This is a genomic window from Thermostichus sp. OS-CIW-26 (assembly GCF_054058395.1).
In genome coordinates, this window is the sequence record NZ_JBSSAG010000018.1 from 37,056 (window position 1) to 57,158 (window position 20,103).

At 59.6% G+C, this 20,103-nt stretch carries 15 protein-coding genes; 8 read left to right on the plus strand and 7 right to left on the minus strand.

The genetic code is table 11. The features are described from left to right. Positions 1-347: 347 nt before the first annotated feature. Positions 348-2,573 (minus strand): serine/threonine protein kinase, encoded by a 2,226-nt coding sequence (locus tag ACVW0C_RS08785; protein WP_457384951.1) that lies wholly within the window; start codon positions 2,571-2,573, stop codon positions 348-350. 241 nt (positions 2,574-2,814) lie between these two features. On the opposite strand from ACVW0C_RS08785, the gene ACVW0C_RS08790 reads away from it, so the two are divergent. The 5 genes from ACVW0C_RS08790 (at position 2,815) to ACVW0C_RS08810 (ending at position 6,890) form a co-directional block, all read left to right on the plus strand. Further along, a complete protein-coding gene (locus ACVW0C_RS08790; RefSeq protein ID WP_457384953.1) occupies positions 2,815-4,008 on the plus strand; it encodes an RNA-guided endonuclease InsQ/TnpB family protein in 1,194 nt (397 codons plus the stop codon). A gap of 206 nt (positions 4,009-4,214) precedes the next feature. Then, positions 4,215-5,183, plus strand: a complete 969-nt coding sequence (locus ACVW0C_RS08795; protein WP_457384971.1) for an NAD(+) kinase — start codon at positions 4,215-4,217, stop codon at positions 5,181-5,183. Positions 5,184-5,228: 45 nt separating this feature from the next. Beyond that, complete coding sequence (locus tag ACVW0C_RS08800; protein ID WP_457384955.1) at positions 5,229-5,867, plus strand: histidine phosphatase family protein; 639 nt, start codon at positions 5,229-5,231, stop codon at positions 5,865-5,867. A gap of 64 nt (positions 5,868-5,931) precedes the next feature. Continuing rightward, a complete protein-coding gene (locus ACVW0C_RS08805) occupies positions 5,932-6,207 on the plus strand; it encodes a patatin-like phospholipase family protein (protein WP_457384957.1) in 276 nt (91 codons plus the stop codon). 8 nt (positions 6,208-6,215) lie between these two features. Then, the gene (locus ACVW0C_RS08810; RefSeq protein WP_457384958.1) at positions 6,216-6,890 is read left to right on the plus strand and encodes a patatin-like phospholipase family protein; all 675 of its coding nucleotides are present in this window, start codon (positions 6,216-6,218) and stop codon (positions 6,888-6,890) included. Positions 6,891-6,993: 103 nt separating this feature from the next. Here ACVW0C_RS08810 and ACVW0C_RS08815 read toward each other — a convergent pair whose 3' ends face one another. Beyond that, positions 6,994-8,037: a DUF58 domain-containing protein gene (locus ACVW0C_RS08815; RefSeq protein ID WP_414398416.1), complete on the minus strand. Its 1,044-nt coding sequence runs from the start codon at positions 8,035-8,037 to the stop codon at positions 6,994-6,996. A 261-nt stretch (positions 8,038-8,298) separates the two neighbouring features. After that, positions 8,299-9,456, minus strand: coding sequence for a DegT/DnrJ/EryC1/StrS family aminotransferase (locus ACVW0C_RS08820; RefSeq protein WP_457384973.1), 1,158 nt, complete (start codon positions 9,454-9,456; stop codon positions 8,299-8,301). Positions 9,457-9,650: 194 nt separating this feature from the next. Here ACVW0C_RS08820 and ACVW0C_RS08825 point away from each other — a divergent pair, with 194 nt between their 5' ends. Next, positions 9,651-10,664, plus strand: a complete 1,014-nt coding sequence (locus tag ACVW0C_RS08825) for a glycosyltransferase family 9 protein (protein ID WP_457384960.1) — start codon at positions 9,651-9,653, stop codon at positions 10,662-10,664. A gap of 379 nt (positions 10,665-11,043) precedes the next feature. Here ACVW0C_RS08825 and cysK read toward each other — a convergent pair whose 3' ends face one another. Further along, positions 11,044-12,000 carry a cysteine synthase A gene (gene cysK, locus ACVW0C_RS08830; protein WP_011433569.1) on the minus strand — a complete coding sequence of 319 codons (957 nt, stop codon included), beginning with the start codon at positions 11,998-12,000 and terminating at the stop codon, positions 11,044-11,046. 236 nt (positions 12,001-12,236) lie between these two features. Between cysK and dxs the strand changes: the two genes are divergently transcribed. After that, complete coding sequence (gene dxs, locus ACVW0C_RS08835) at positions 12,237-14,183, plus strand: 1-deoxy-D-xylulose-5-phosphate synthase (RefSeq protein ID WP_011433570.1); 1,947 nt, start codon at positions 12,237-12,239, stop codon at positions 14,181-14,183. 13 nt (positions 14,184-14,196) lie between these two features. Here dxs and ACVW0C_RS08840 read toward each other — a convergent pair whose 3' ends face one another. The 3 genes from ACVW0C_RS08840 to fbp all read right to left on the minus strand — a co-directional run bounded on the left by ACVW0C_RS08840 (position 14,197) and on the right by fbp (position 17,891). After that, positions 14,197-15,108, minus strand: a complete 912-nt coding sequence (locus tag ACVW0C_RS08840) for a tetratricopeptide repeat protein (RefSeq protein ID WP_457384962.1) — start codon at positions 15,106-15,108, stop codon at positions 14,197-14,199. A gap of 193 nt (positions 15,109-15,301) precedes the next feature. Continuing rightward, the gene (zwf, locus tag ACVW0C_RS08845) at positions 15,302-16,855 is read right to left on the minus strand and encodes a glucose-6-phosphate dehydrogenase (protein ID WP_457384964.1); all 1,554 of its coding nucleotides are present in this window, start codon (positions 16,853-16,855) and stop codon (positions 15,302-15,304) included. 37 nt (positions 16,856-16,892) lie between these two features. Then, the gene (gene fbp / locus ACVW0C_RS08850; protein WP_414389055.1) at positions 16,893-17,891 is read right to left on the minus strand and encodes a class 1 fructose-bisphosphatase; all 999 of its coding nucleotides are present in this window, start codon (positions 17,889-17,891) and stop codon (positions 16,893-16,895) included. 357 nt (positions 17,892-18,248) lie between these two features. Here fbp and ilvD point away from each other — a divergent pair, with 357 nt between their 5' ends. Next, positions 18,249-19,946, plus strand: a complete 1,698-nt coding sequence (gene ilvD, locus ACVW0C_RS08855; RefSeq protein WP_457384966.1) for a dihydroxy-acid dehydratase — start codon at positions 18,249-18,251, stop codon at positions 19,944-19,946. Positions 19,947-20,103: the final 157 nt, after the last annotated feature.

Here is a 20,103-nt window from a genome sequence, read left to right on the forward strand (position 1 = left end):
CTAACTAGTCCAGTCTTCGACCCTGTGCTGGTCATCTTTGGTCTTGATGTCAACAGGGAGACTGATCCGGAATTCTTCTTCATCAACGATGACGCAAAGCCTGGTGATTTCACCACCTCCGAGCTGACGATCCCAGTACGGCTAGACCGCTGTTACTCAGTGCTGGTGCAAAGCTACTGGGCCCAGAATTCCCGCAGCGTTGCTCCGGGTAGCCCAGGCCGAGGTCCCTATACCCTCGAGGTGGTGAGGGAAACCTCTGCCGCGCCTCCTCCTCCCCCTCCCATCCAGCAGAAGCCTGACGACAGGGAAAACGGCGGTGGCGGAGACCGAGGGGGGGGTGTCGGCCTCTAGCTCTGGCGGGTGAGCTTGATGGCAAAGTCAGCGCTGCCACAGGTGGCTCTGCCGCGAATCACGCGCCCGTCAGGGCTGACCGTGCCACTCCAAGCAACGGTTGGGGTACCGCTACCCCCTATCCTGCCGCTAACAGAAAGTTGGTTGCCGATGAGCTGGCCACTGCGCTCAGAAAAGCTGGGGGAGGAAACGCTGATCTGGTTGCCCTCCTGACGAATGGAGACGGTTTCCTGGACGCCAGCCGCAACATTGACCTTGCACAGGGATCCCTGCCAGATAAAAGATCCTCCCTCGTAAAGCCACTCGCCGCTGAGGGCCAGCTCTGCCGCAGGTGTTGGCGTTGCTGGGGCAGGTGTGGCAGTGGGAGTAGGAGGTGGAGGCGGGGTGGGGGTAGGAGTACGAGGGACAAGCGGGGTGAATCGAGGGATAGGGGTAAGCGTCGGTGTCGGAGTGGGTGTTGGTGCTGGAGTCGGGGTGGGCGTCGGTGTCGGAGTGGGTGTTGGTGCTGGAGTCGGGGTGGGCGTCGGTGTCGGAGTGGGTGTTGGCGCTGGAGTCGGGGTGGGCGTTGGCACCGGAGTGGGTGTTGGTGCTGGAGTCGGGGTGGGTGTCGGCGTTGGAGTGGGAGTGGGTGCCGGTGTCGGAGTCGGGGTGGGTGTCGGCGTTGGAGTGGGAGCAGGTTCGAGTGTAGGTGTTGGGGTTACTTCAGCGGTAGGGATCGGATCCGGTTCTTCCCGGCTATCGCGGATCGTTGGGCGTGGCCACAGCAAAAAGGCGGCCAGCAAAGCCATAACGCCCAGGGATCCCCCGGCCAAAACCCACTTCAGGTTGCTGTCGGAAGGTTGCAGAACCGTTTGGGGGGCAGCTTGCCGCAGAGGGCGAGTGCGGGGAGTATCGGTTCGTGCCGGCGTGGCAGGGCGAGCGACGGGGGGATCCTGAACGGTCGGGAGAGCGTTGCTGGCTGGGATCACTGTGGAGGGCGTTTTGGGAGTTTCGCCCCCACTTTGGGGAGAGGGATCCGGTGTTTCCGGCGGAGCTTCTGCTGAGGAGGGTTCCCGCTCGGTGATGTAATAGGGGATCCCTGCACCTGGAGGAGGGGGAGAGACCGGCTCATCTTCGATGAGATCCAGATCCTCATCGCGGATATCTTCAAAGGCTCCAGAAGCCGATCCTGTATTGCGGGTGGTTTGGATTGGTGGCTTGGGGTCAGAAGAGGGTGGAGCATCCCGTTGAGCCTTAGCGCTGCCGGTGGGCAGGATCACAGTGCTGGCTTGGCCACTAGAGAGTTGGGTGGTTGCCGTCAGGTCATAGGCTTGCAGCAGTCGTTCCCCCAGCTCCCGCATCGTTTGCGGTCGTTCGTCTGGGTTTTTTTTCAGGCAATCCATCACCACGGCTGCTAAAGGGGGTGGGATCGGCTGGGGGGCTGCCTTCGGGTTGATCTCGATTGGGCTTTCGTAGCAATGGGCGTGGATCCAGCTGTGCAGGGAGTCGGTTTCCAGCTGAAAGGGCATGGATCCCGTCAGCATCTCGTAGAGCACTACCCCAAAGGAGTAGATATCCGAGCGGGCATCCAAGGCTTTGCCCCGCATCTGTTCGGGAGAGGCGTAGCGAGCTGTGCCGATAAATCCTCCCCCTTTTTGGGTGCCCAGGCTGAGGGTGTGATCCGCCAGGGTTTTGGCCACGCCAAAGTCGAGGATTTTCAGTTGGGGGATAAGCTTGCCATTTTGAAAAACTTGCTCGATGAAGAGGTTGCTGGGTTTGATGTCGCGATGGATAACGCCTCGAATCTCGCGACCCTCTACCTTGGCCTGAAACGTGTGGGCAAAGTGCAGCCCCTCACAGGCCTGCAAGGCTAGTCGAACGGCTTGTCGAACCGGCAAAGCCCCTTTTTCTCGGATCAGCTTGCCCAGATCCTGCCCCTTGAGGTACTCCATCACCAAGTAGGCCTGCTCCCCCTCTTGGCCGTGATCCAAAACCTTGACGATGCGAGGATGCTGCCCCAGAAGGGTGCTAACGCGGATCTCTTCGGCAAAGCGACGGCGCAAGTCTGTCTGGAAGTCGCCCCGGCTCAGCAGCATGGGGGCATATAAGATCTTGACAGCTACCTCTTGGCCGTTGTTGTGTAAGTCTAAGGCGCGGAAGACGGATCCCATACCACCGCTACCAATTTCTTGAATCAGCTGGTAGCGGTTGCCCAAAATGCGGTTGGTGAGATCTGCGGTCATGGGTTTGCAGCTTGGAGAAGAGGAATTGCAGGGGGAATGTCCATACCATAAACCGAATTGCTGAGGTCTGCATCAGCCTAGGTCGCGGCTGAACTCAGGGATCCGGATTGGGGCCATCTGTTGGAAATGGCGGGGTTTTCAGTTGATTCTTCAAGGTGACTTCTCAGCTAGAAATCGCAGGAGCCCCGCCCTCTGTCCGTAGGACGAGGGTCGGGAGGAATGCGGAAGTTATGATAGAACCATGACCCAAGTCCTGACCGTCTCCTGCAAGCTCAAGGTGTCCCAGTCGCAAGCTGCAAAGTTGGATGCGACAATGGATGCCTTTGTGCAGGCGTTGAACTGGGTCAACCAGAACACACCCGAGAAAGTCGCCAACGCCGTTAAGCTCCAGTCTCTGTGCTACCGCGAAATCCGTGCTCGGTTCGGCTTGTCCAGTAACTTGGCCCAGCAGGTCTGCAGACGGCTGGCCGGCGCCCGTAAAGTTGCCCGACAGAAAAACCGCCCCGTCAAAGCGTTCAAAGGGGGCTTCGCTACCTACGACGCTCGTATCTTTTCGTTCCGCGAGAAAGACTGGACGGTGTCGCTGACCACGGTGGAAGGCCGAGAATGCTTTGAGCTGGCGATTGGCCGTTACCAGAGAGAACAGTTGGCGGGCTCCAATCCCAAATCTGCCACTCTGGTCAAGCGCAAAGACGGTTCCTACTTCATTCAAATCTGTGTGGAAGCGGAGCCATCCCCACCGCAAGGCACGGATAGAGTGCTGGGCGTGGATTTGGGAAGGACGGATATTGCCCATACGTCAGAGGGGGACAACTGGAATGGACAGCAGTTGAACCGAATCCGAGACCACTACTCCAAGCTGAGGGCGGTACTTCAACGCAAAGCCAGTAAGGGCACCCGCAGTTCGCGGCGCAGATGCCGTCAACTGTTGCAACGGCTGTCTGGCAAGGAGAGGCGCTTTCAGGCGTGGGTCAATCATCGCATCTCCAAAGCTATTGTCTCTAGGGCAAAGGCGACAAACAGCGCTCTTGCTCTGGAAGACTTGACAGGGATCCGGAAAAGAGTCAATCAACAGCCACGCAGCAAAGCCGAACGGCGCAGGGCCAACAGTTGGGCGTTTTATCAACTCCGTCAATTTTTGGAGTACAAGGCTCTGCGTGCAGGGGTTGCTTTGATTCTTGTTCCGCCTGCCTACACGTCGCAGACCTGCCACCGGTGTTTGCACATTCATCCCGATCCTGCGCAATCCTACCGCAGTGGGAAGCAGTTTAAGTGTGGACACTGTGGATGGGAAGGGGATGCGGACTTGAATGGTGCGAATGTGATTGCGCTTTTGGGGGCTGCCGTAAACCAGCCTAGAGGCTCGTGGTTGGCTTGCCAACTGCAGGGCTACCGAAAGCCCGCCCTGTGCTGCGAAGCAGTCAGGGTCGGGTAGTTTACATTTACTTAACTGTTACTTAAAAGTTGTAGAAGAAAGCTCTGGCGGGGGCAGTGACGCTCAAGGGAGAGCTGCGGTGATCGGTTTCACCGTCCAAGAGAACATTTTCTGGTTAACTTTGGGGGGGATAGTCTGGATTATCCTGAGCAATCCCCAGTCTGAAGAAGGGGACAATCGACAGGGATCCCTTGATGAGGTCAGCCATGGACTTGGGCTTGGTGGTGATTGCCTACAAAGAGGGGGATCGGGAGAGCAAAGCCGCCTGCCAGAGGTGTGCGGAGCAGTTGCGCCGGCGCGGTGTTACGGTGTTGACAGCTCCCACTGGCTTGCACCACAACCCCTATCCAGTCTTTTTGGAGGCCACCTCGGATCCCATCGATCTGGCGGTGGTGCTGGGGGGAGATGGCTCGGTGTTGGCGGCGGCACGATACCTAGCCTCCTATGGGATCCCGATTTTGCCAATCAAAGTGGGGGGTAGGCTGGGGTTTTTGGCCCAGTCGGAGCGGGTGCTGCAACAGGATCCCTGGGATCGCATTCAGGCAGGGGATTTTTTCTTGCAAGCCCGCATGATGTTGCAAGCCCAGATTTGGGAACAGCCGCAGTTGGGGCAAGGGGATCCCTTGGCCGCCCGTGGAGAGGGAAAACCCCAGGGCCGCCCGGCCAGCGAAGTCTACTATGCCCTCAATGAGATCTGCCTGAAGCCAATCAACCGAGAACGGCTGCCTGCCGCGATCATGGAGATCGAGGTCAACGGAGAGATTTTGGATCAGTACCACGGGGATGGCGTGCTGGTGGCCACACCGACGGGATCCACCTCTTACACTCTGGCAGCCAATGGCCCCATCCTCGAGCCCACCCTCGACGCCATCATCATCACCCCTATTTGTCCCCTGAGTTTGTCTAGCCGTCCTATTGTCATCAGCGGCACAGCCAGGGTGGACATTTGGCCTCTTGCCGATCCCGAAGGGTTGACCCGCCTGTGGACAGATGGCGTGTTGGCTCAGTCGGTGAATCCCGGCCAGTGGGTTCACATTCAGCAAGCGCCTACACCGGCCAAGCTGATGATCCTGGAAAAAGAGCTCTCCTACTTTCGCACTCTGCGGGAAAAGTTGCAGTGGGCAGGTAGCCGCATTTACATCCCCACCACCAACCACCGCCCCGAAGGGGGATAAGGAGAGCTAGAGTGGCGAAGTTCACCACCCATCCGCACATCTCCCATGAGCCTGAAACTTTACCTCCTCAGACACGGCGAAACCCCCTACAGCCGTTCCGGCAGCTTTTGCGGCGCTCTGGATCCCGACCTCACCCCCGAAGGCAAACAAATGGCAGAAGCCTTTGCCGCAGCCTATGCTGGGATCCCTTGGCAGGCCCTCTACGTCAGCCCAATGCGGCGTGCCTTGGCTACCTTGAGCCCCCTGGCCGAGAAAGTTGGCTTGGAGATGCAGATTCGAGAGGGCCTAAGAGAAATTCACTACGGCGAGTGGGAGGGCAAAACCCACGCCGAGGCGCAAGAAGCCTACCCAGAAGCCTATTGGCGCTGGATGACCGAGCCGGCCTGGAACGCCCCTCCGGGGGGCGAAACCGCTGTGCAAATTGCCAATCGGGCCATGCCGGTTGTGGCCGAGATCCAGGAAAAATGGACAGGCGGCCACGTCTTGATCGTCTCCCACAAGGCCACCATTCGGGTTATTCTCTGCAGCCTGCTGGGCATCGACCTGGGTCGCTACCGGGATCGCATTGAGGTTTTGGCCGCCTCGGTCAGCGTGGTCAAGTTCGACCGCTATGGCCCCCTTCTGGAAATCTTGGGGGAACGCAGTTATCTGCCTTCCGATCTGCGGGAAAGGGCAGGTACCTAATTGTTAGAGGGAGCAAGGTTTAGGATTCTTGAGGTCTTTTGGGTCTCTTTTTGAGGGAGCAATCATGGGCAAAAAACTGGGATTAGCACCGGGCAGCGGCGGAGCGAGGGGATGGACTCATATTGGTGTGATTCGAGCTCTAGAGCGGGCTGGGATCTCCGTTGACTACATTGCTGGGACGATCATTGGCGCTTTTGTGGGAGCCATTTATGCAGCGGGAGAACTGGATGAGCTGGAAGACTTTGTGCGAGATCTCAACTGGAAGATGATCCTGTCTTTGTTTGATGTGGTCTTTCCCACCTGTGGCCTGCTGGATGGCAACAAAATTATGAGCTGCTGACAGAACATTTGCAAGAGCTGTGTATTGAAGAGGCCGGGATCCCCTTTTGCTGTGTGGCTACCAACTTGATCACAGGCCAGGAGGTGCTGTTGCGTTCGGGCAAAATGGCAGATGCCGTGCGGGCCAGCATCTCTATCCCAGGAATTTTCACTCCCTTTCACCACGAAGGGCGCTATCTCGGAGATGGGGGCATTGTCAACCCGGTGCCAGTGCGGGTGGTGCGAGAGATGGGGGCCGATGTTGTTGTTGCGGTCAATCTCAACCATGTGGATCCCGCGGATGTGGAGTCGCAACTGGAAGAAACAGAGGTGGAAGAAACCCTTCAACGGCGACAGCGCTTGAATGCTGAAGGAGAAGTGATCGAAGAAGAAGCCAACTTCATCACCCGCATTCGCAAACGCTATCAATCCCTACAACAAGGGATCCAAGAAAAAATTAGCCAATGGTTTCCAGATGAGCCCTCTGGTCCCAATATTTTCGACGTTATTGGCAAGACGTTGAACGTGATGGAGCAAATCGTTACCCGCAGTGTTTTAGCCGAACATCCGCCGGATTTGCTCTTACAACCCAAGCTGAGCCAGTATGGGATCTTCGATTTTCATCAAGCAGATCCGATTATTCAGGAGGGCTATCGACAAATGCGGCGGGCCATTCCAGAATTTCGACAAAAGTTGGAGCAGTGAACCACCACTTCTTCAGCAGTTTAACCTAAAGCTTTGCAAGGATCTGCGCCCAAGCTTTCCAAACAATCTCAGATGGATCCTGCTATCAAAATGGGTCTGAAGCTCACTCAATTGGGATAAATTGCAACAGCGATCCCGTGTGGATGAGATGGGCCGGGGCAGATTTTCCATCCTGGTCGGGATGGGCCAGCAGCACACAGCGATCTTGAGGGGTGAGGTCAAACTTGACAGAGGGATCAGGTTCTCTTTCCAGTGGAGGGCTGAGCTGGGGATCCCCGACAAAAGTAAGTCGTGCCAACACGGTCAGCAGGTGATCTTGATGGGCCAGGTCTGACCCAAAAGGAGTCCGCTCTTGTAACGTAACAAGTGCTACCGGGTAACCTTCTCGCATCAAGTAGAAGAGGATCCCGGCACAGCGCTCTACAGCTCGCTCCAACTTGTCTCGATGGATCTCGGGCCTCTCTTTCTGGGGCTGCCAGCGGTTTTCAAAACAGAGGGTGATGGCCTGGGCTCGTGGACGCTCCAACTCCCGCACGATCAGTTGATCCCGTTTGGCCGAGATCTTCCAGTGGACAGAACGCACATCGTCGTGGGGTCGGTAGGGCCGTAAGCTCAGGTAGTCTCCCTCTCGACCGGGCTGGGGGCGCAATTGGTTGCCGCTGCTGAGCTGATCCCACAGCGCCAATCCTTGAACCGGGGCGAGCCGCGGAAACACGATCACCGTTTGGGGATCCCTAATCTCTACCGCCTTGCGGAAGAGTTCAAATGGGAAGCTGGTGGCAACTTCAAAACCCTGCAACTGCCAGGCTCCCCGCCTTGAAAAAGTATGCTGGTAAAAAGTGTCCACCTTGGCACCGGGATCCACCCGCAAAACATAGCTGGAAGGCCAATCTTCCCGCCTCAGCCCCTCAATGCGTTCGCTCACCTGCAACGAGAAGCTGGGCAGGCGCCGTTTGCGATTGACCAGCGTGAGACCCACTAAGACAGGCTGGCCGGCGAAAATGCGGCTAGGCAACTGCCGGCTGACCTCCAGATCTTTGAGGGTGAGATCAGAGAGGGTGCCACTGATGAGAATAAGGCTGAGCAGCATTCCCAGCAACAAATACAGGGGATTGTTGCCGGTGTTGAAAGCAGCAATACTTACCAACAGGGCGATCCCGACAAACCGCCCCCCAATACGGGTGAAGCGGAAGCGGCGCAGAAAACGAACCTGGCGCCTTGATTCCTGCTCTGAGGAGAAGATCCCCAGGTTTCCCGTCCGTTGAAGTAGTGGAACTAGTTTTCGGCTTCGTTTCCACAACACCGCAGTCCCCTCATCACTCCTTCATCCCCGGCCCCTCTCCAAAGGAGAAAGAGGTCTGGAATCTACAAGCTGCTTCAGTGTAATTTGAAATCACCATAACCAGTGCTACGGGCAGGTTTTTTCTGAGAGGATTTCAGCAATGGCCGCAGCCACCCGCTCTTGTTGACAGGTGGTCAACTCAGGAAAACACGGCAAAGACAACACCTGAGCCGCACATAGCTCGGCATTGGGCAGATCCCCCCGCCTGTAGCCCAGCCCTCGGTACACCGGCTGCAGCGGCAACGGCAGAGGATAGTAAACCCGACTGCCAATGCCCCGCTCCTTCAGACCCTGCTGCAAATCGTCCCGCCGCCGCCCATCCGTCGCCTCAGAACCCACCACCCGCACCGTGTACTGGTGCCACACCGAGCTCCCCCCCACCCCCACCTGAGGCAGAATCAAACCCGGGATCCCTTGCAGCAAGCGGTGGTAACACTCCGCAATCCCCTGCCGCCGCCAGTTCCACTCCCGCAGATGGGGCAGCTTCACCGAGAGAATCACCGCCTGCAGCGCATCCAAACGACTGTTGAGACCCAAATACTCGTGGTGGTACGGACGGGTCTGCCCATGCTCCCGCAGCGCCCGCACCCGCCTGGCCAGTTGGGGATCCCGCGTCACCACCGCCCCCCCATCCCCAGCCGCACCCAGATTCTTGCTGGGAAAAAAGCTGAAGCAGCCCACCTCCCCCCAAGTGCCCACCGGCCTGCCCCCCCAGCAGGCCCCCACCGCCTGGGCACAATCTTCCACCACCGCCAAGCCGTGCCGCCGGGCAATAGCCAGAATCTGGGTCATGTTGGCCGCCTGCCCAAACAAATGCACCACCACCACCGCCTTGGTGCGGCAGGAGATGCTCCTTTCCAGCAGCTGCGGATCCAGGTTAAAGGTGCACGGATCCACATCCACAAACACCGGACGCGCCCCCACCCGGCTGATGGCGGCAGCCGAGGCAAAAAAACTAAAGGCACTGGTGAGCACCTCATCCCCCGCCTGGATGCCCAAAGCCTGCAAAGCCAACACCAAGGCATCGGTGCCGGAATTGCAGCCGACGGCCTCCAAAGAGCCACCCCCCAAAAACTGGGCAAACTGCTCCTCAAAGCGCTGCACCGCCGCCCCGCCGATGTACTGGCCAGAGGCCAGCAGCGCTTCCAGCTGCGGCTGCAACAGCCCGGCCAAAGCGCGGTACTGCCCCGTCAAATCCAGCAGCGGAATCGGCTCCTCCGTCATGGTGCTGCCTTTGGAGAAGGTGGCGGCCACAGCCCATCATCGCGGATGAGAGCCTGTGTACACAACGCTCTGGCCCAGCAGGGTTCTGGGGTTTGTCTTCCGCGGGTCGAGCTGGCCCTGAATCTATCCACCCAATCTGAGATAGAGTAAGCGGGGATCCCCTAGGCTGGATACAGCTTTCTACAGGATGCTTTATGCAGGTGGCTTCTCGAGCAGTTGGCGGCACAGCCCCTTTGGCCCCCCGCCTTTTGGCTCTGGTGCCGGGCGGGATTGGTGACCAGATTTTGTTTTTTCCCGCCCTGGCCAGTTTGCGGCAGCGCTTCCCGGAGGCGGAGCTGGAGGTGGTTGTGGAGCCGCGGGCGGCGGCTGCCTACGAGGTTTGTCCTTCGGTGAGTCGGGTGCTGACTTTTCCGTTCAAAGAACAGCTGTCGTTGGGGGATCTCAGCGACCTGCTGGGGCGGATTCGCGAGCGGCAGTATGACGGGGTGCTGAGCCTGGGCCGAAGCTTGGGGGTCAAGCTGTTGTTGTGGCTGACCGGCATTCCCAAGCGGGTGGGCTATGCGCCGCCGGGGCCGGGGCGACCTTGGCTGACCGACCCGGTGCCCCTGAAGCCAGCCCAGTATGCGGCCCAGATGTACCACGACCTGGTGCAGGGGTTTGGCATTGCTGCGCCGGCGGGGTTGCCCCAGATTCGTCTGAAAAAAGCAGACCTGGAGTGGGCAGAGCAGGAACGCAAGCGCCTTTTGGGGGATGCCGCTCAAGATTATGTGCTGTTGCATCCGGGGGCCAGCCAGCTGTCGCAGGAGAAGGGAATTCAGAAGATCTATCCCTCTGCCAACTGGGTCAAGGTCATCAAGGGTTTTCGGGAGCAGCGGCCGGAGCTGCCGTTGGTGCTGGTGGTGGGGCCAGAGGATGAGCAGCTGGCGGAGGGCTTTCTGGCGCAACTGCCGGAGCTGCCGGTGAGCCGACCGGCGGGGGTGGGGCAACTGGCGGCCTTGATTGGTGGGGCAACGCTGCTGTTGTGTGTGGACAGTGCTCCTATGCATTTGGCGGTGGCTACCCAGACGCCGCTGGTGGCGTTGTTTGGGCCCACCGACCCGCTGCGGCTGCTGCCTTCAGAGGGGCCGTTTCGGGCGGTCAAGGGGGCCGATGGGAAGGTGGAGTCGATTGCCCCCGAGCAAATTCTGCAGGTGATCTTTCCGGCCTAGAGCCAAGGTTTTCGTGGCAGCAACCCAGTCCAGTTTCTCTGCAGGCGGACCGAGAAGCCTTCTAGCCTGGGAGATGTGTCCCTGTCTGCTTTTAGCCGGCGGGAGAGCTTGCTTTGTCACCTTGGCTCTCCTAGGCTTGCTGGCGAGCGACCGTAAGGCAGTCAGCATTGCTGTTGACCGGGGGAACTTCTGCCCTCTTGGGGGAAAGGGGCTGGGGAAGTAGGGGATTCTCATGCGGACGAAGGGACTTGAACCCTTACGCCTTGCGGCACTAGATCCTAAGTCTAGCGCGTCTGCCGTTCCGCCACGTCACTCTCACCCATGCTAGCTCGCCCTCTGGGCCAGGGCGACCTGTAGGGCAGCAGTCTCAGCATCATCGTCATCTCGAATCGGAATCCCGCTCCAAGTCGCGAAAAAGAGGTGTGCTCAGGTAGCGTTCCCCAAAACTAGGCTGGATCATTACAATCCGCTTGCCAGCGTTTTCCGGTCGCCGCCCCACCTGGATGGCTCCCGCCAAGGCAGCCCCAGTGGAAATGCCGGAGAGGATCCCTTCTTCTTTGGCCAGGCGCCGGCTGTAGACCATGCTCTCTTCATCTTCCACTGGGATCACCTCATCCAGCAGGTCGCGCCGCAGCACATCAGGCACGAATCCCGCTCCGATCCCTTCAATGCGATGAAAGCCGGGCCGTCCACCACTCAAGACGGCACTGGCCTTGGGTTCAACGGCCACCAGTCGAATGGCTGGGTTTTTCCCCTTCAAAAACTCGCCCGCCCCCGTGATGGTGCCGCCGGTACCTACCCCTGCCACCAGGATATCCACTTGACCATCGGTATCTTCCCAAATTTCCGGGCCGGTGGTTCTGGCATGGATCCGGGGGTTGGCGGGATTGGTGAACTGGCCCAACATGTAAGCGTTGGGAGTGCGGCGGACGATCTCTTCAGCCTTCCAGATGGCTTCCCCCATGCCGCCGGCGCTACTGGCCAGGTGCACCTCTGCTCCGTAGGCTTTCAACAGCAGTCGCCGCTCCAGGCTCATGCTCTCAGGCATGACGATGATGAGCCGGTAACCCTTGGCAGCAGCGGCCATGGCCAGGCCAATGCCGGTATTGCCAGAGGTGGGCTCCACCAAGATGGTCTTGCCGGGGGTGATCAAACCGGCCTGTTCGGCAGCCTCGATCATGCTGACGGCAATGCGGTCTTTCACCGAAGCAGCAGGGTTAAAGCTCTCCAATTTCACCACGATCTCGGCCAGACACCCTTCCGACTGAGGGATCCGATTCAACCGCACCAGCGGGGTGCGACCGATGAGCTGGGTGATGTTGGCGGCAATTTTCATGGCTAACAAAAAGGAAGCAACCAATTGCAACAGCGGGCCGTAGGCCTTAAGTCCAGAGCACTCGGGGGCCTTGTGCGATGCTAACCCTTAAATCAACTCCCCGGCGCTCCCCTTTCAGTGCCCTTGGCCCAGCATTGAGGGGATCCCTGCATTCCTTGAAGTTTTGAGAGGGAGGGCTACAAAACCCCTCCTGAAAATGAATTAGAGTGAGATCACACCGGAAGGACGAGTCCATTATGCACCTGAGTGACATCACTCATCCCAACCAGCTCCGAAACCTGAACCTGAGCCAGTTGCGCAGCCTAGCCCGCCAGATTCGCGACAAACATCTGCAGACGGCTGCCAATTCCCCGGTCGGCTGTCATCTGGGGCCAGGGCTGGGGGTGGTGGAGCTGACCTTGGCCCTCTACAAGACCCTCGATCTGGATCGAGACAAGGTGATCTGGGATGTGGGGCACCAGGCTTATGCCCACAAAATGCTCACCGGCAGGTACCACAATTTCCACACATTGCGCCAGAAGGGGGGGATTTCCGGCTACCTGAAGCGCAGCGAGAGCCGCTTCGATCACTTTGGGGCGGGGCACGCTTCCACCAGCATCTCGGCAGCTTTGGGCATGGCCATCGCTCGGGATCGGCGGGGAGACAACTTCAAGGTGGTGGCCATCATTGGGGATGGTGCCCTGACCGGAGGCATGGCCTATGAAGCCATCAACCACGCCGGGCACCTGCCCAAGACCAACCTGATGGTGGTGCTCAACGACAACGGCATGTCTATTTCCCCCAATGTGGGGGCGATCCCTCGCTATTTAAACCGCCTGCGCCTCAGCCCGCCGGTGCAGTTTTTGGCCGACAGCCTAGAAGAGCAACTGAAGAACCTGCCCCTACTGGGATCCAGCCTCAGCCCGGAAATTGACCGCCTCAAGGAAACGGTGAAGCTGGTTACCGCCGTGCAAAACAACAAGGCAGGCATCATCTTTGAGGAGCTGGGCTTTACCTACGTGGGGCCGGTGGACGGGCACAACCTGGCGGAGTTGTTGGATGCCTTTGAGTTGGCCCACGGCATCTCCGGCCCGGTGCTGGTGCATGTAGCTACCGTCAAAGGCAAGGGCTACCCGCCTGCCGAAGCGGAACAGGTGGGGTATCATGCCCAATCCCGCTTCGACCTGGCCACCGGCAAGCCCTACCCGCCCACCAAGCCCAAGCCCCCCAGCTACAGCAAGGTCTTTGGCCATGCCCTCTGCAAGCTGGCCGAGCGGGATCCCCGCATCATCGGCATCACCGCCGCTATGGATACGGGCACTGGCCTGGATAAGCTCAAGGAAAAGCTGCCGGATCAGTTTGTGGATGTGGGGATCGCCGAGCAGCACGCTGTAACGTTGGCGGCTGGCATGGCCTGTGAGGGAATGCGGCCAGTGGTGGCCATTTATTCCACCTTCTTGCAGCGGGCCTACGACCAGATCATCCACGATGTCTGTATCCAAAAGTTGCCGGTCTTCTTTTGCTTGGATCGGGCGGGAGTTGTAGGAGCCGATGGCCCCACCCACCAAGGCATGTACGACATCGCCTATCTGCGCTGCATTCCGGAAATGGTGCTAATGGCTCCCAAAGATGAAGCGGAGCTACAGCGCATGGTGGTGACCGGGATCCAGTACACCCAGGGCCCCATCGCCATGCGTTACCCGCGCGGATCTGGCGTGGGGGTGCCTCTGGCAGAAGAGGGATGGGAACCCCTGCCCATCGGCAAAGCCGAGGTGTTGCGCAGCGGCGGCGAGGTGCTGATCCTGGCCTATGGGTCGATGGTGCATCCCAGCCTGCAGGCGGCGGAGATCTTGAAAGAACACGGCATCTCAGCCACGGTGGTCAATGCCCGCTTCGCCAAGCCTCTGGATACTGAGCTGATCCTGCCTTTGGCCGAACAGAGCCGCTTGGTGGTGACGGTGGAAGAAGGTTGCCTCATGGGTGGGTTTGGCTCGGCAGTGGCCGAAGCCCTGCTCGACGCCGACCTGGCAGTGCCCTTGTTGCGCTTGGGGGTGCCGGATGTGTGGGTGGAGCACGCCACCCCCGAGGAATCCTTGGCAGAACTAGGCTTGAACAGCGCCGGGATTGCCGAGCGGATTCGGGCCAAGTTTCAGGCACGAGTTCTCAAGGGATCCCCTGCAGAACTTCCCACTGTCAATTCCTAAATCTATCCTGAATCTATTCTGAGAGGCCCATCCGCCGGTTGAACTGCTCGATAGCGGCTTGCTGCAGAGCTTCTGCAACAGGGCGGGTGCGCAGGAGGATCTGCACATCTCGCAGCAGGTTTTCCCGCCACAGGTTCTCCCGCAACACCTGCAGGCGGGCGTAGTTGGGATCCAAGCGCATGGCCTTTGCCCCCAGTTCCTCAGCCCGTTCGGTTTCTCCCCGAATGTAGAGGGCAGTCGCCAGGGCCAAATAGGGCTCTGCTACGGCATTGTTCATCTCTATCGTGCGTTCCCAGCGATCGATGGCGGCGTCCAGATCCCCCTGCTCATAGTCCACCAAGCCCATGTTGTTCATGGCCGGCCAATAGGCGGAATCCAACTCCAAGGTCTTCTCATATTCCTGCCGGGCCGCATCCCACCGATCCAGCATGAGGTAGGCATTGCCCAGTTGGAAGCGAGCGTTGGGGTTATCCGGTTGCAGGGCCACAGCTCGTTCCAGGGTTTCAGCAGCGGCAAAGTAGCTGCCCTGCCGCAAATAAGCCGATCCCAGCGAGTAGAGAACAGCCCCATCTTGAGGAGACAGGGCGCGGGCCTTCTGCAACGAGGCAATCGCCTGCTCCAAGTCCCCCAGTTCTAGGTGGACGTTGCCCAAAACATAGAGCAGCTCTGAGGAGTTGGGCACCATGGCCACGGCCAGTTGCAGGCGGCGCAGCGCTTCTTCCGTCTGGCCAAACTGGGCCAGCCGCAGCGAGTCGGTGGCCAGTTGTAGCGCTTGGGCCTGCATCAAGCCCCCATTGGGCAGAGGGACGTGCAGCAACACCTGGGCCTGGGCAGAGCTCCACCCTCCCATCCCCAACACAACTGCCAGGCCCACCGACAAGGCTCGCCAGGGCCGGACGGATAACCGGAACAACAGTGGCGGCATGATACCCACGCGATAAACAGGCCATGCCCATGTTAGCTGCAACAGCCGGGGATCCCTACGTCTTGGTGTTCTCTTCTGCAGCGGCCATTTGAAAGGGCTCTTGAGCTGCTCATGCTCTTCTGCCTGTTGCTGAGGGTGCCCCGGCTTACACAGAGGTGGATAGGCCATGGTTTACCAGCCGAGAGCAGCCAAATCAGAGGCGCCGCCACCGCCGCCCCGATTGGGTGAGCAGATCTTCGGCAGCCTTTGGCCCCCAAGTGCCGGCCTCATAGGTGAACAGAGGCGGTGCAGCACCGCCGCCATTGCCGCTGCCGGGCTCAGACTCCCAGGCCGATAACACCGGCGTCACCACCCGCCAGGCCGCTTCAACCTCATCGGCACGGGTAAACAGCGTTGGATCTCCCAACAGACAATCCAGGAGCAGGCGATCATAAGCATCCGGTGTACTCGCTCCAAAGGCAGTCCCATAGCGGAAATCCATATCCACCGAGCGGGTGCGGATCTCTGGCCCCGGCATCTTGGCCTCAAAGCGCAACGAGATACCCTCATTGGGTTGGATGCGCAGTACCAGGATGTTGGGACTCACCTCCCGAGCTGCCGATTGGAACAGGGAAAGGGGCACCTGCTTAAAGTGAATGGCCACCTCCGAAACCTTCTTGGGCAGGCGTTTCCCAGTGCGCAAGTAGAAGGGCACCCCCTTCCACCGCCAAGTATCACACTCCAGTTTCAGAGCGACGTAGGTGGGGGTTTTGGACTGGGGATTGACATTGGGCTCCTGCCGATAGCCCAGCACCGGCTTGCCGGCAATCCAGCCAGGGCCGTACTGCGCCCGCACCGCTGCGGCTGCCACATTGCGGGGATCCGCTAGGCGGGTGGCCTGCAGCACCTTGGTCTTTTCGTTGCGCACCCCATCGCTGCGCAGTGAGACAGGTGGCTCCATGGCCGTCAGGCAATAGATCTGCATTAGGTGGTTTTGCACCATGTCTCGCAGGGCGCCGGCAGTGTCGTAGTAGCCGGCCCGATCCTCCACCCCCACGGTTTCCGCTACGGTGATCTGCACATGGTCGATGTAGTTGCGGTTCCAGAGGGGCTCGAAAATGGCGTTGGCAAAGCGGAAGACCAGCAGGTTTTGCACCGTCTCTTTGCCCAAGTAGTGATCAATGCGGTAGATCTGCTCTTCCTGGCAAATTCGCTGCACAAGGCGGTTGAGTTCCTGGGCCGAGGTGAGGTCGTGGCCAAAGGGCTTTTCGATCACCACCCGCGTTTTGGTCGGATCGGCCACCATGCCAGCTGCCCCCAGCTGTTGGATGGCCTGGGCATAGAAGTCCGGCGCCACCGCCAGATAGAACACTCGGTTGCCGCGGGTGCCCCGCTCTTCGTCCAGCTGGCTGAGCAGCTGCTTTAGGCGCAGATAGCTCTCAGCATCTCCGATATCGAGGCGGCAATAGAACAGGCGGCTGGCGAAGTCCTTCCAGAGGGCCTCCGGCCCCAAGTCCTGGGGGGCAAACTCCTGCACGGCAGCCCGCATTTTTTCCCGATAAACCTCGTGAGTCCAATCGCGGCGGGCCACCCCCACCAAGGTAAACTCCGGCGGCAGCCGTCGCTGCACAAACAGCCGATAGTAGGCCGGGATCAGCTTGCGGGCGGCCAGATCCCCAGAAGCGCCAAACTGCACCACAATACAGGGATCCGGGGTGCGTTCTTGGTTGAGACCAACGCGAAGGGGGTTTTCTGCCAGGGTTACCATAGGCCAGCTTGGCTCAAAGAGAAGGATTGGGAAGAACCTAGGGCACCAGAGAACCCTCCAGGCAGCGCAGCACTTCTTCCACGTTCTCGCGGCTGCCGATGATAAGGGGCACCCGTTGGTGGAGAGATTGGGGGACGATGTCTAGGATGGCCTCGGTGCCAGTGGTGGCCGCCCCGCCCGCCTGCTCGGCCAGAAAAGCCAGGGGGTTGGCCTCGTACATCAGGCGCAGCTTGCCCTCCGGTTTTTTCTGGGTGCCGGGATAGAGGTAAACTCCGCCCTGCAGGAGAATGCGGTGAAAATCCGCCACCAGAGCGCCGCTGTAACGGGAGATGTAGCCATCGCGGCGGTGAACATACCGGACATAGTTCTGGATCCCTTCGCTCCACTGGCAAAAATAGCCCTCGTTGAGGCTGTAGACGGAACCGCGTTCAGGAATGCGGATGTCGCTGCGGGAGAGGATAAATTCCCCCAAGCTGGGATCCAACGTAAAACCGTGTACCCCCTTGCCGACGGAATAGACCAATTGGGTGCTGGGGCCGTAGAGAATATATCCCGCAGCCAGTTGGCGACGGCCCGGTTGCAGCAGGTCTTGGTTGTCCGCTTCCGGGCGATCCTCAAGAGGGTGAAGGACGGAGAAGATGGAGCCGACGCTGAGGTTGGCGTCAATGTTGGAGGATCCATCCAGGGGATCGATCATCAGGGCCAGGCGGCTGAGGGAGCAGTTTTCCGGCAGGCGAGCCGGGGTTTTCATCTCTTCCGAGACCAGCCGACACACCAGGCCCGTTTGCTCCAAAGCGCGAATGAAGGCCCGGTTGGCATAGTCATCCATCTGTTGCTGTTCTTCCCCTTGGACATTGAGGCTGCCGGTAACCCCCAGCGCCCCTTCGATCAGTCCTGCCTGACTCAGCCGCCGGGCGATCATCTTGCCGGCCAGGGCAATGCGGTTCATCAGGGCGCTGAAGTCTTGGGCCTCTGCCGTAAAACTGCCAAACTGCTGCAAAACATGACGGGAGAGGGTGAGCACATCCCGCGACATCTCCTGTGAGGACTCTGTCCCGCCAACGCGGTCGGCACTGCTGGGCACTGCAGGCGAGGGGAGAGGAGAGCTGAGAACCATACGAGGCTTCGCCAACACGAAGGGGAAACACCAACACCCAGGATCCCTGGCCCCCATGTCTTGACTCGGTCTCGCTAACGCGATTGGAACCTGGGATCCCTTCTATTAGGTAGGCTGGCCGATTCCTGGCGCAGGTGCAGACAACTTACAGAGTTGCTTCAGATTTGGTCGGATCCCTCTTGCCGGCAGAGCTAGTGTCCCCCCGAAGAGAGGCGGTAGGATGAGTTCTAGCCGTTTTCTTCCTTGCCCACTTCCTCTCGATTCCCTCTGGCAATGATGGCCAATTCCCCTTTCCCGCTGCGCAGCCAAGTGGTTACCCAGGGAGTACAGCGCTCCCCCAACCGCGCCATGCTCAGGGCCGTAGGCTTTCGCGACGAAGACTTCGGCAAGCCCATTGTCGGCATTGCCAACGCCCACAGCACCCTCACCCCCTGCAACATGGGGATCCAAACTCTGGCGGAGCGGGCGGAGGCGGCTTTGAGAACGGCGGGCTGTATGCCCCAGGTGTTCGGCACCATCACCATTAGCGACGGCATCTCGATGGGCACGGAGGGGATGAAATACTCCCTGGTGTCGCGGGAAGTGATTGCCGATTCCATCGAGACGGTGGTCAACGGCCAGAGCATGGATGGCCTCTTGGCCATTGGCGGCTGCGACAAGAACATGCCGGGGGCGATGATCGCCATGGCCCGCCTCAATGTACCCTCGATCTTCGTCTACGGCGGCACCATCAAGCCGGGTCACTACAATGGCCGCGACCTCACCATCGTCAGCGCTTTTGAAGCCGTAGGGGAGTTCAGCGCCGGGCGCATCTCCGAGGAAGAGCTGCTGGCGGTGGAGCGCCATGCCTGTCCTGGTGCGGGATCCTGCGGCGGCATGTACACGGCCAACACCATGTCCAGCGCGTTTGAGGCCATGGGGATGAGCCTGCCCTACTCCTCCACCATGGCTGCAGAAGACGAAGAGAAAGCCGAAAGTGCCGCCCAATCGGCCAAGGTCTTGGCAGAGGCCATCAAAGCCAACATCCGCCCCCGCGACATCATCACCCGTAAAAGCATTGAAAATGCCATCTCGGTGATCATGGCCGTAGGGGGATCCACCAACGCCGTGCTCCACTTTCTGGCCATTGCCCATGCGGCAGAAGTGCCCCTGGCGCTAGATGATTTCGAGACCATTCGTGCTCGCGTGCCTGTCCTCTGCGATCTCAAGCCTTCAGGGCGGTTTGTGGCCACCGACCTGCACCGGGCCGGCGGGATCCCCCAGGTGATGAAAATGCTGCTCAACCACGGCCTGCTGCACGGGGACTGCCTCACCATCTCCGGCCAGACCATCGTCGAAGTCCTGCGGGATGTGCCGGACGAGCCTAGCCCGGATCAGGAGGTGATCCGCCCTTGGCACAGCCCCCTGTATCCCCAAGGGCATCTGGCCATCCTCAAGGGGAATCTGGCTCCCGAAGGAGCAGTAGCCAAGATTACCGGCGTCAAGAACCCGAAAATTACCGGGCCGGCGCGGGTCTTCGATTCAGAGGAGTCCTGCCTGCAGGCCATCCTCTCCGGCCAAATCCGAGCAGGGGATGTGGTGGTCATCCGCTACGAAGGCCCCAAAGGTGGCCCCGGCATGCGGGAGATGCTCTCGCCCACTTCGGCCATCATCGGCGCCGGCTTGGGAGATAGCGTTGGCCTGATCACCGATGGCCGCTTCTCCGGCGGCACCTACGGCATGGTAGTGGGCCATGTGGCTCCCGAAGCCTATGTGGGGGGCACGATTGCCCTGGTGGAAGAAGGGGATCTCATCACCATTGATGCCCCGGCTCGCCAGTTGCACTTGCACGTGAGCGAAGAAGAGCTGGCCCGCCGCCGCGCCCGCTGGTCTCCTCCTGAGCCTCGCTACAAACGGGGCACCCTAGCCAAGTACGCCAAGCTGGTCTCCAGCAGCAGCTTGGGAGCAGTGACGGATTTGAACCTGTGGGATTAATTTCCCTCACCCCCGGCTCGTCTCCCAGAGAGAGAATTGGTACTTGAGAGATAGCTCCAGATTCGTAAACTACCCGACCCTGACTGCTTCGCAGTACAGGGCGGGCTTTCGGTAGCCCTGCAGTTGGCAAGCCAACCACGAACCTCTAGGCTGGTTT

Excerpts from the sequence above, each read along its gene's own strand:
- ACVW0C_RS08785 (WP_457384951.1), bottom strand. The coding sequence starts at position 2,573 with ATGACCGCAGATCTCACCAACCGCATTTTGGGCAACCGCTACCAGCTG.
- ACVW0C_RS08790 (WP_457384953.1), top strand. The coding sequence starts at position 2,815 with ATGACCCAAGTCCTGACCGTCTCCTGCAAGCTCAAGGTGTCCCAGTCG.
- ACVW0C_RS08795 (WP_457384971.1), top strand. The coding sequence starts at position 4,215 with ATGGACTTGGGCTTGGTGGTGATTGCCTACAAAGAGGGGGATCGGGAG.
- ACVW0C_RS08800 (WP_457384955.1), top strand. The coding sequence starts at position 5,229 with ATGAGCCTGAAACTTTACCTCCTCAGACACGGCGAAACCCCCTACAGC.
- ACVW0C_RS08805 (WP_457384957.1), top strand. The coding sequence starts at position 5,932 with ATGGGCAAAAAACTGGGATTAGCACCGGGCAGCGGCGGAGCGAGGGGA.
- ACVW0C_RS08820 (WP_457384973.1), bottom strand. The coding sequence starts at position 9,456 with ATGACGGAGGAGCCGATTCCGCTGCTGGATTTGACGGGGCAGTACCGC.
- ACVW0C_RS08825 (WP_457384960.1), top strand. The coding sequence starts at position 9,651 with ATGCAGGTGGCTTCTCGAGCAGTTGGCGGCACAGCCCCTTTGGCCCCC.
- cysK (WP_011433569.1), bottom strand. The coding sequence starts at position 12,000 with ATGAAAATTGCCGCCAACATCACCCAGCTCATCGGTCGCACCCCGCTG.
- dxs (WP_011433570.1), top strand. The coding sequence starts at position 12,237 with ATGCACCTGAGTGACATCACTCATCCCAACCAGCTCCGAAACCTGAAC.
- ACVW0C_RS08840 (WP_457384962.1), bottom strand. The coding sequence starts at position 15,108 with ATGCCGCCACTGTTGTTCCGGTTATCCGTCCGGCCCTGGCGAGCCTTG.
- zwf (WP_457384964.1), bottom strand. The coding sequence starts at position 16,855 with ATGGTAACCCTGGCAGAAAACCCCCTTCGCGTTGGTCTCAACCAAGAA.
- fbp (WP_414389055.1), bottom strand. The coding sequence starts at position 17,891 with ATGTCGCGGGATGTGCTCACCCTCTCCCGTCATGTTTTGCAGCAGTTT.
- ilvD (WP_457384966.1), top strand. The coding sequence starts at position 18,249 with ATGGCCAATTCCCCTTTCCCGCTGCGCAGCCAAGTGGTTACCCAGGGA.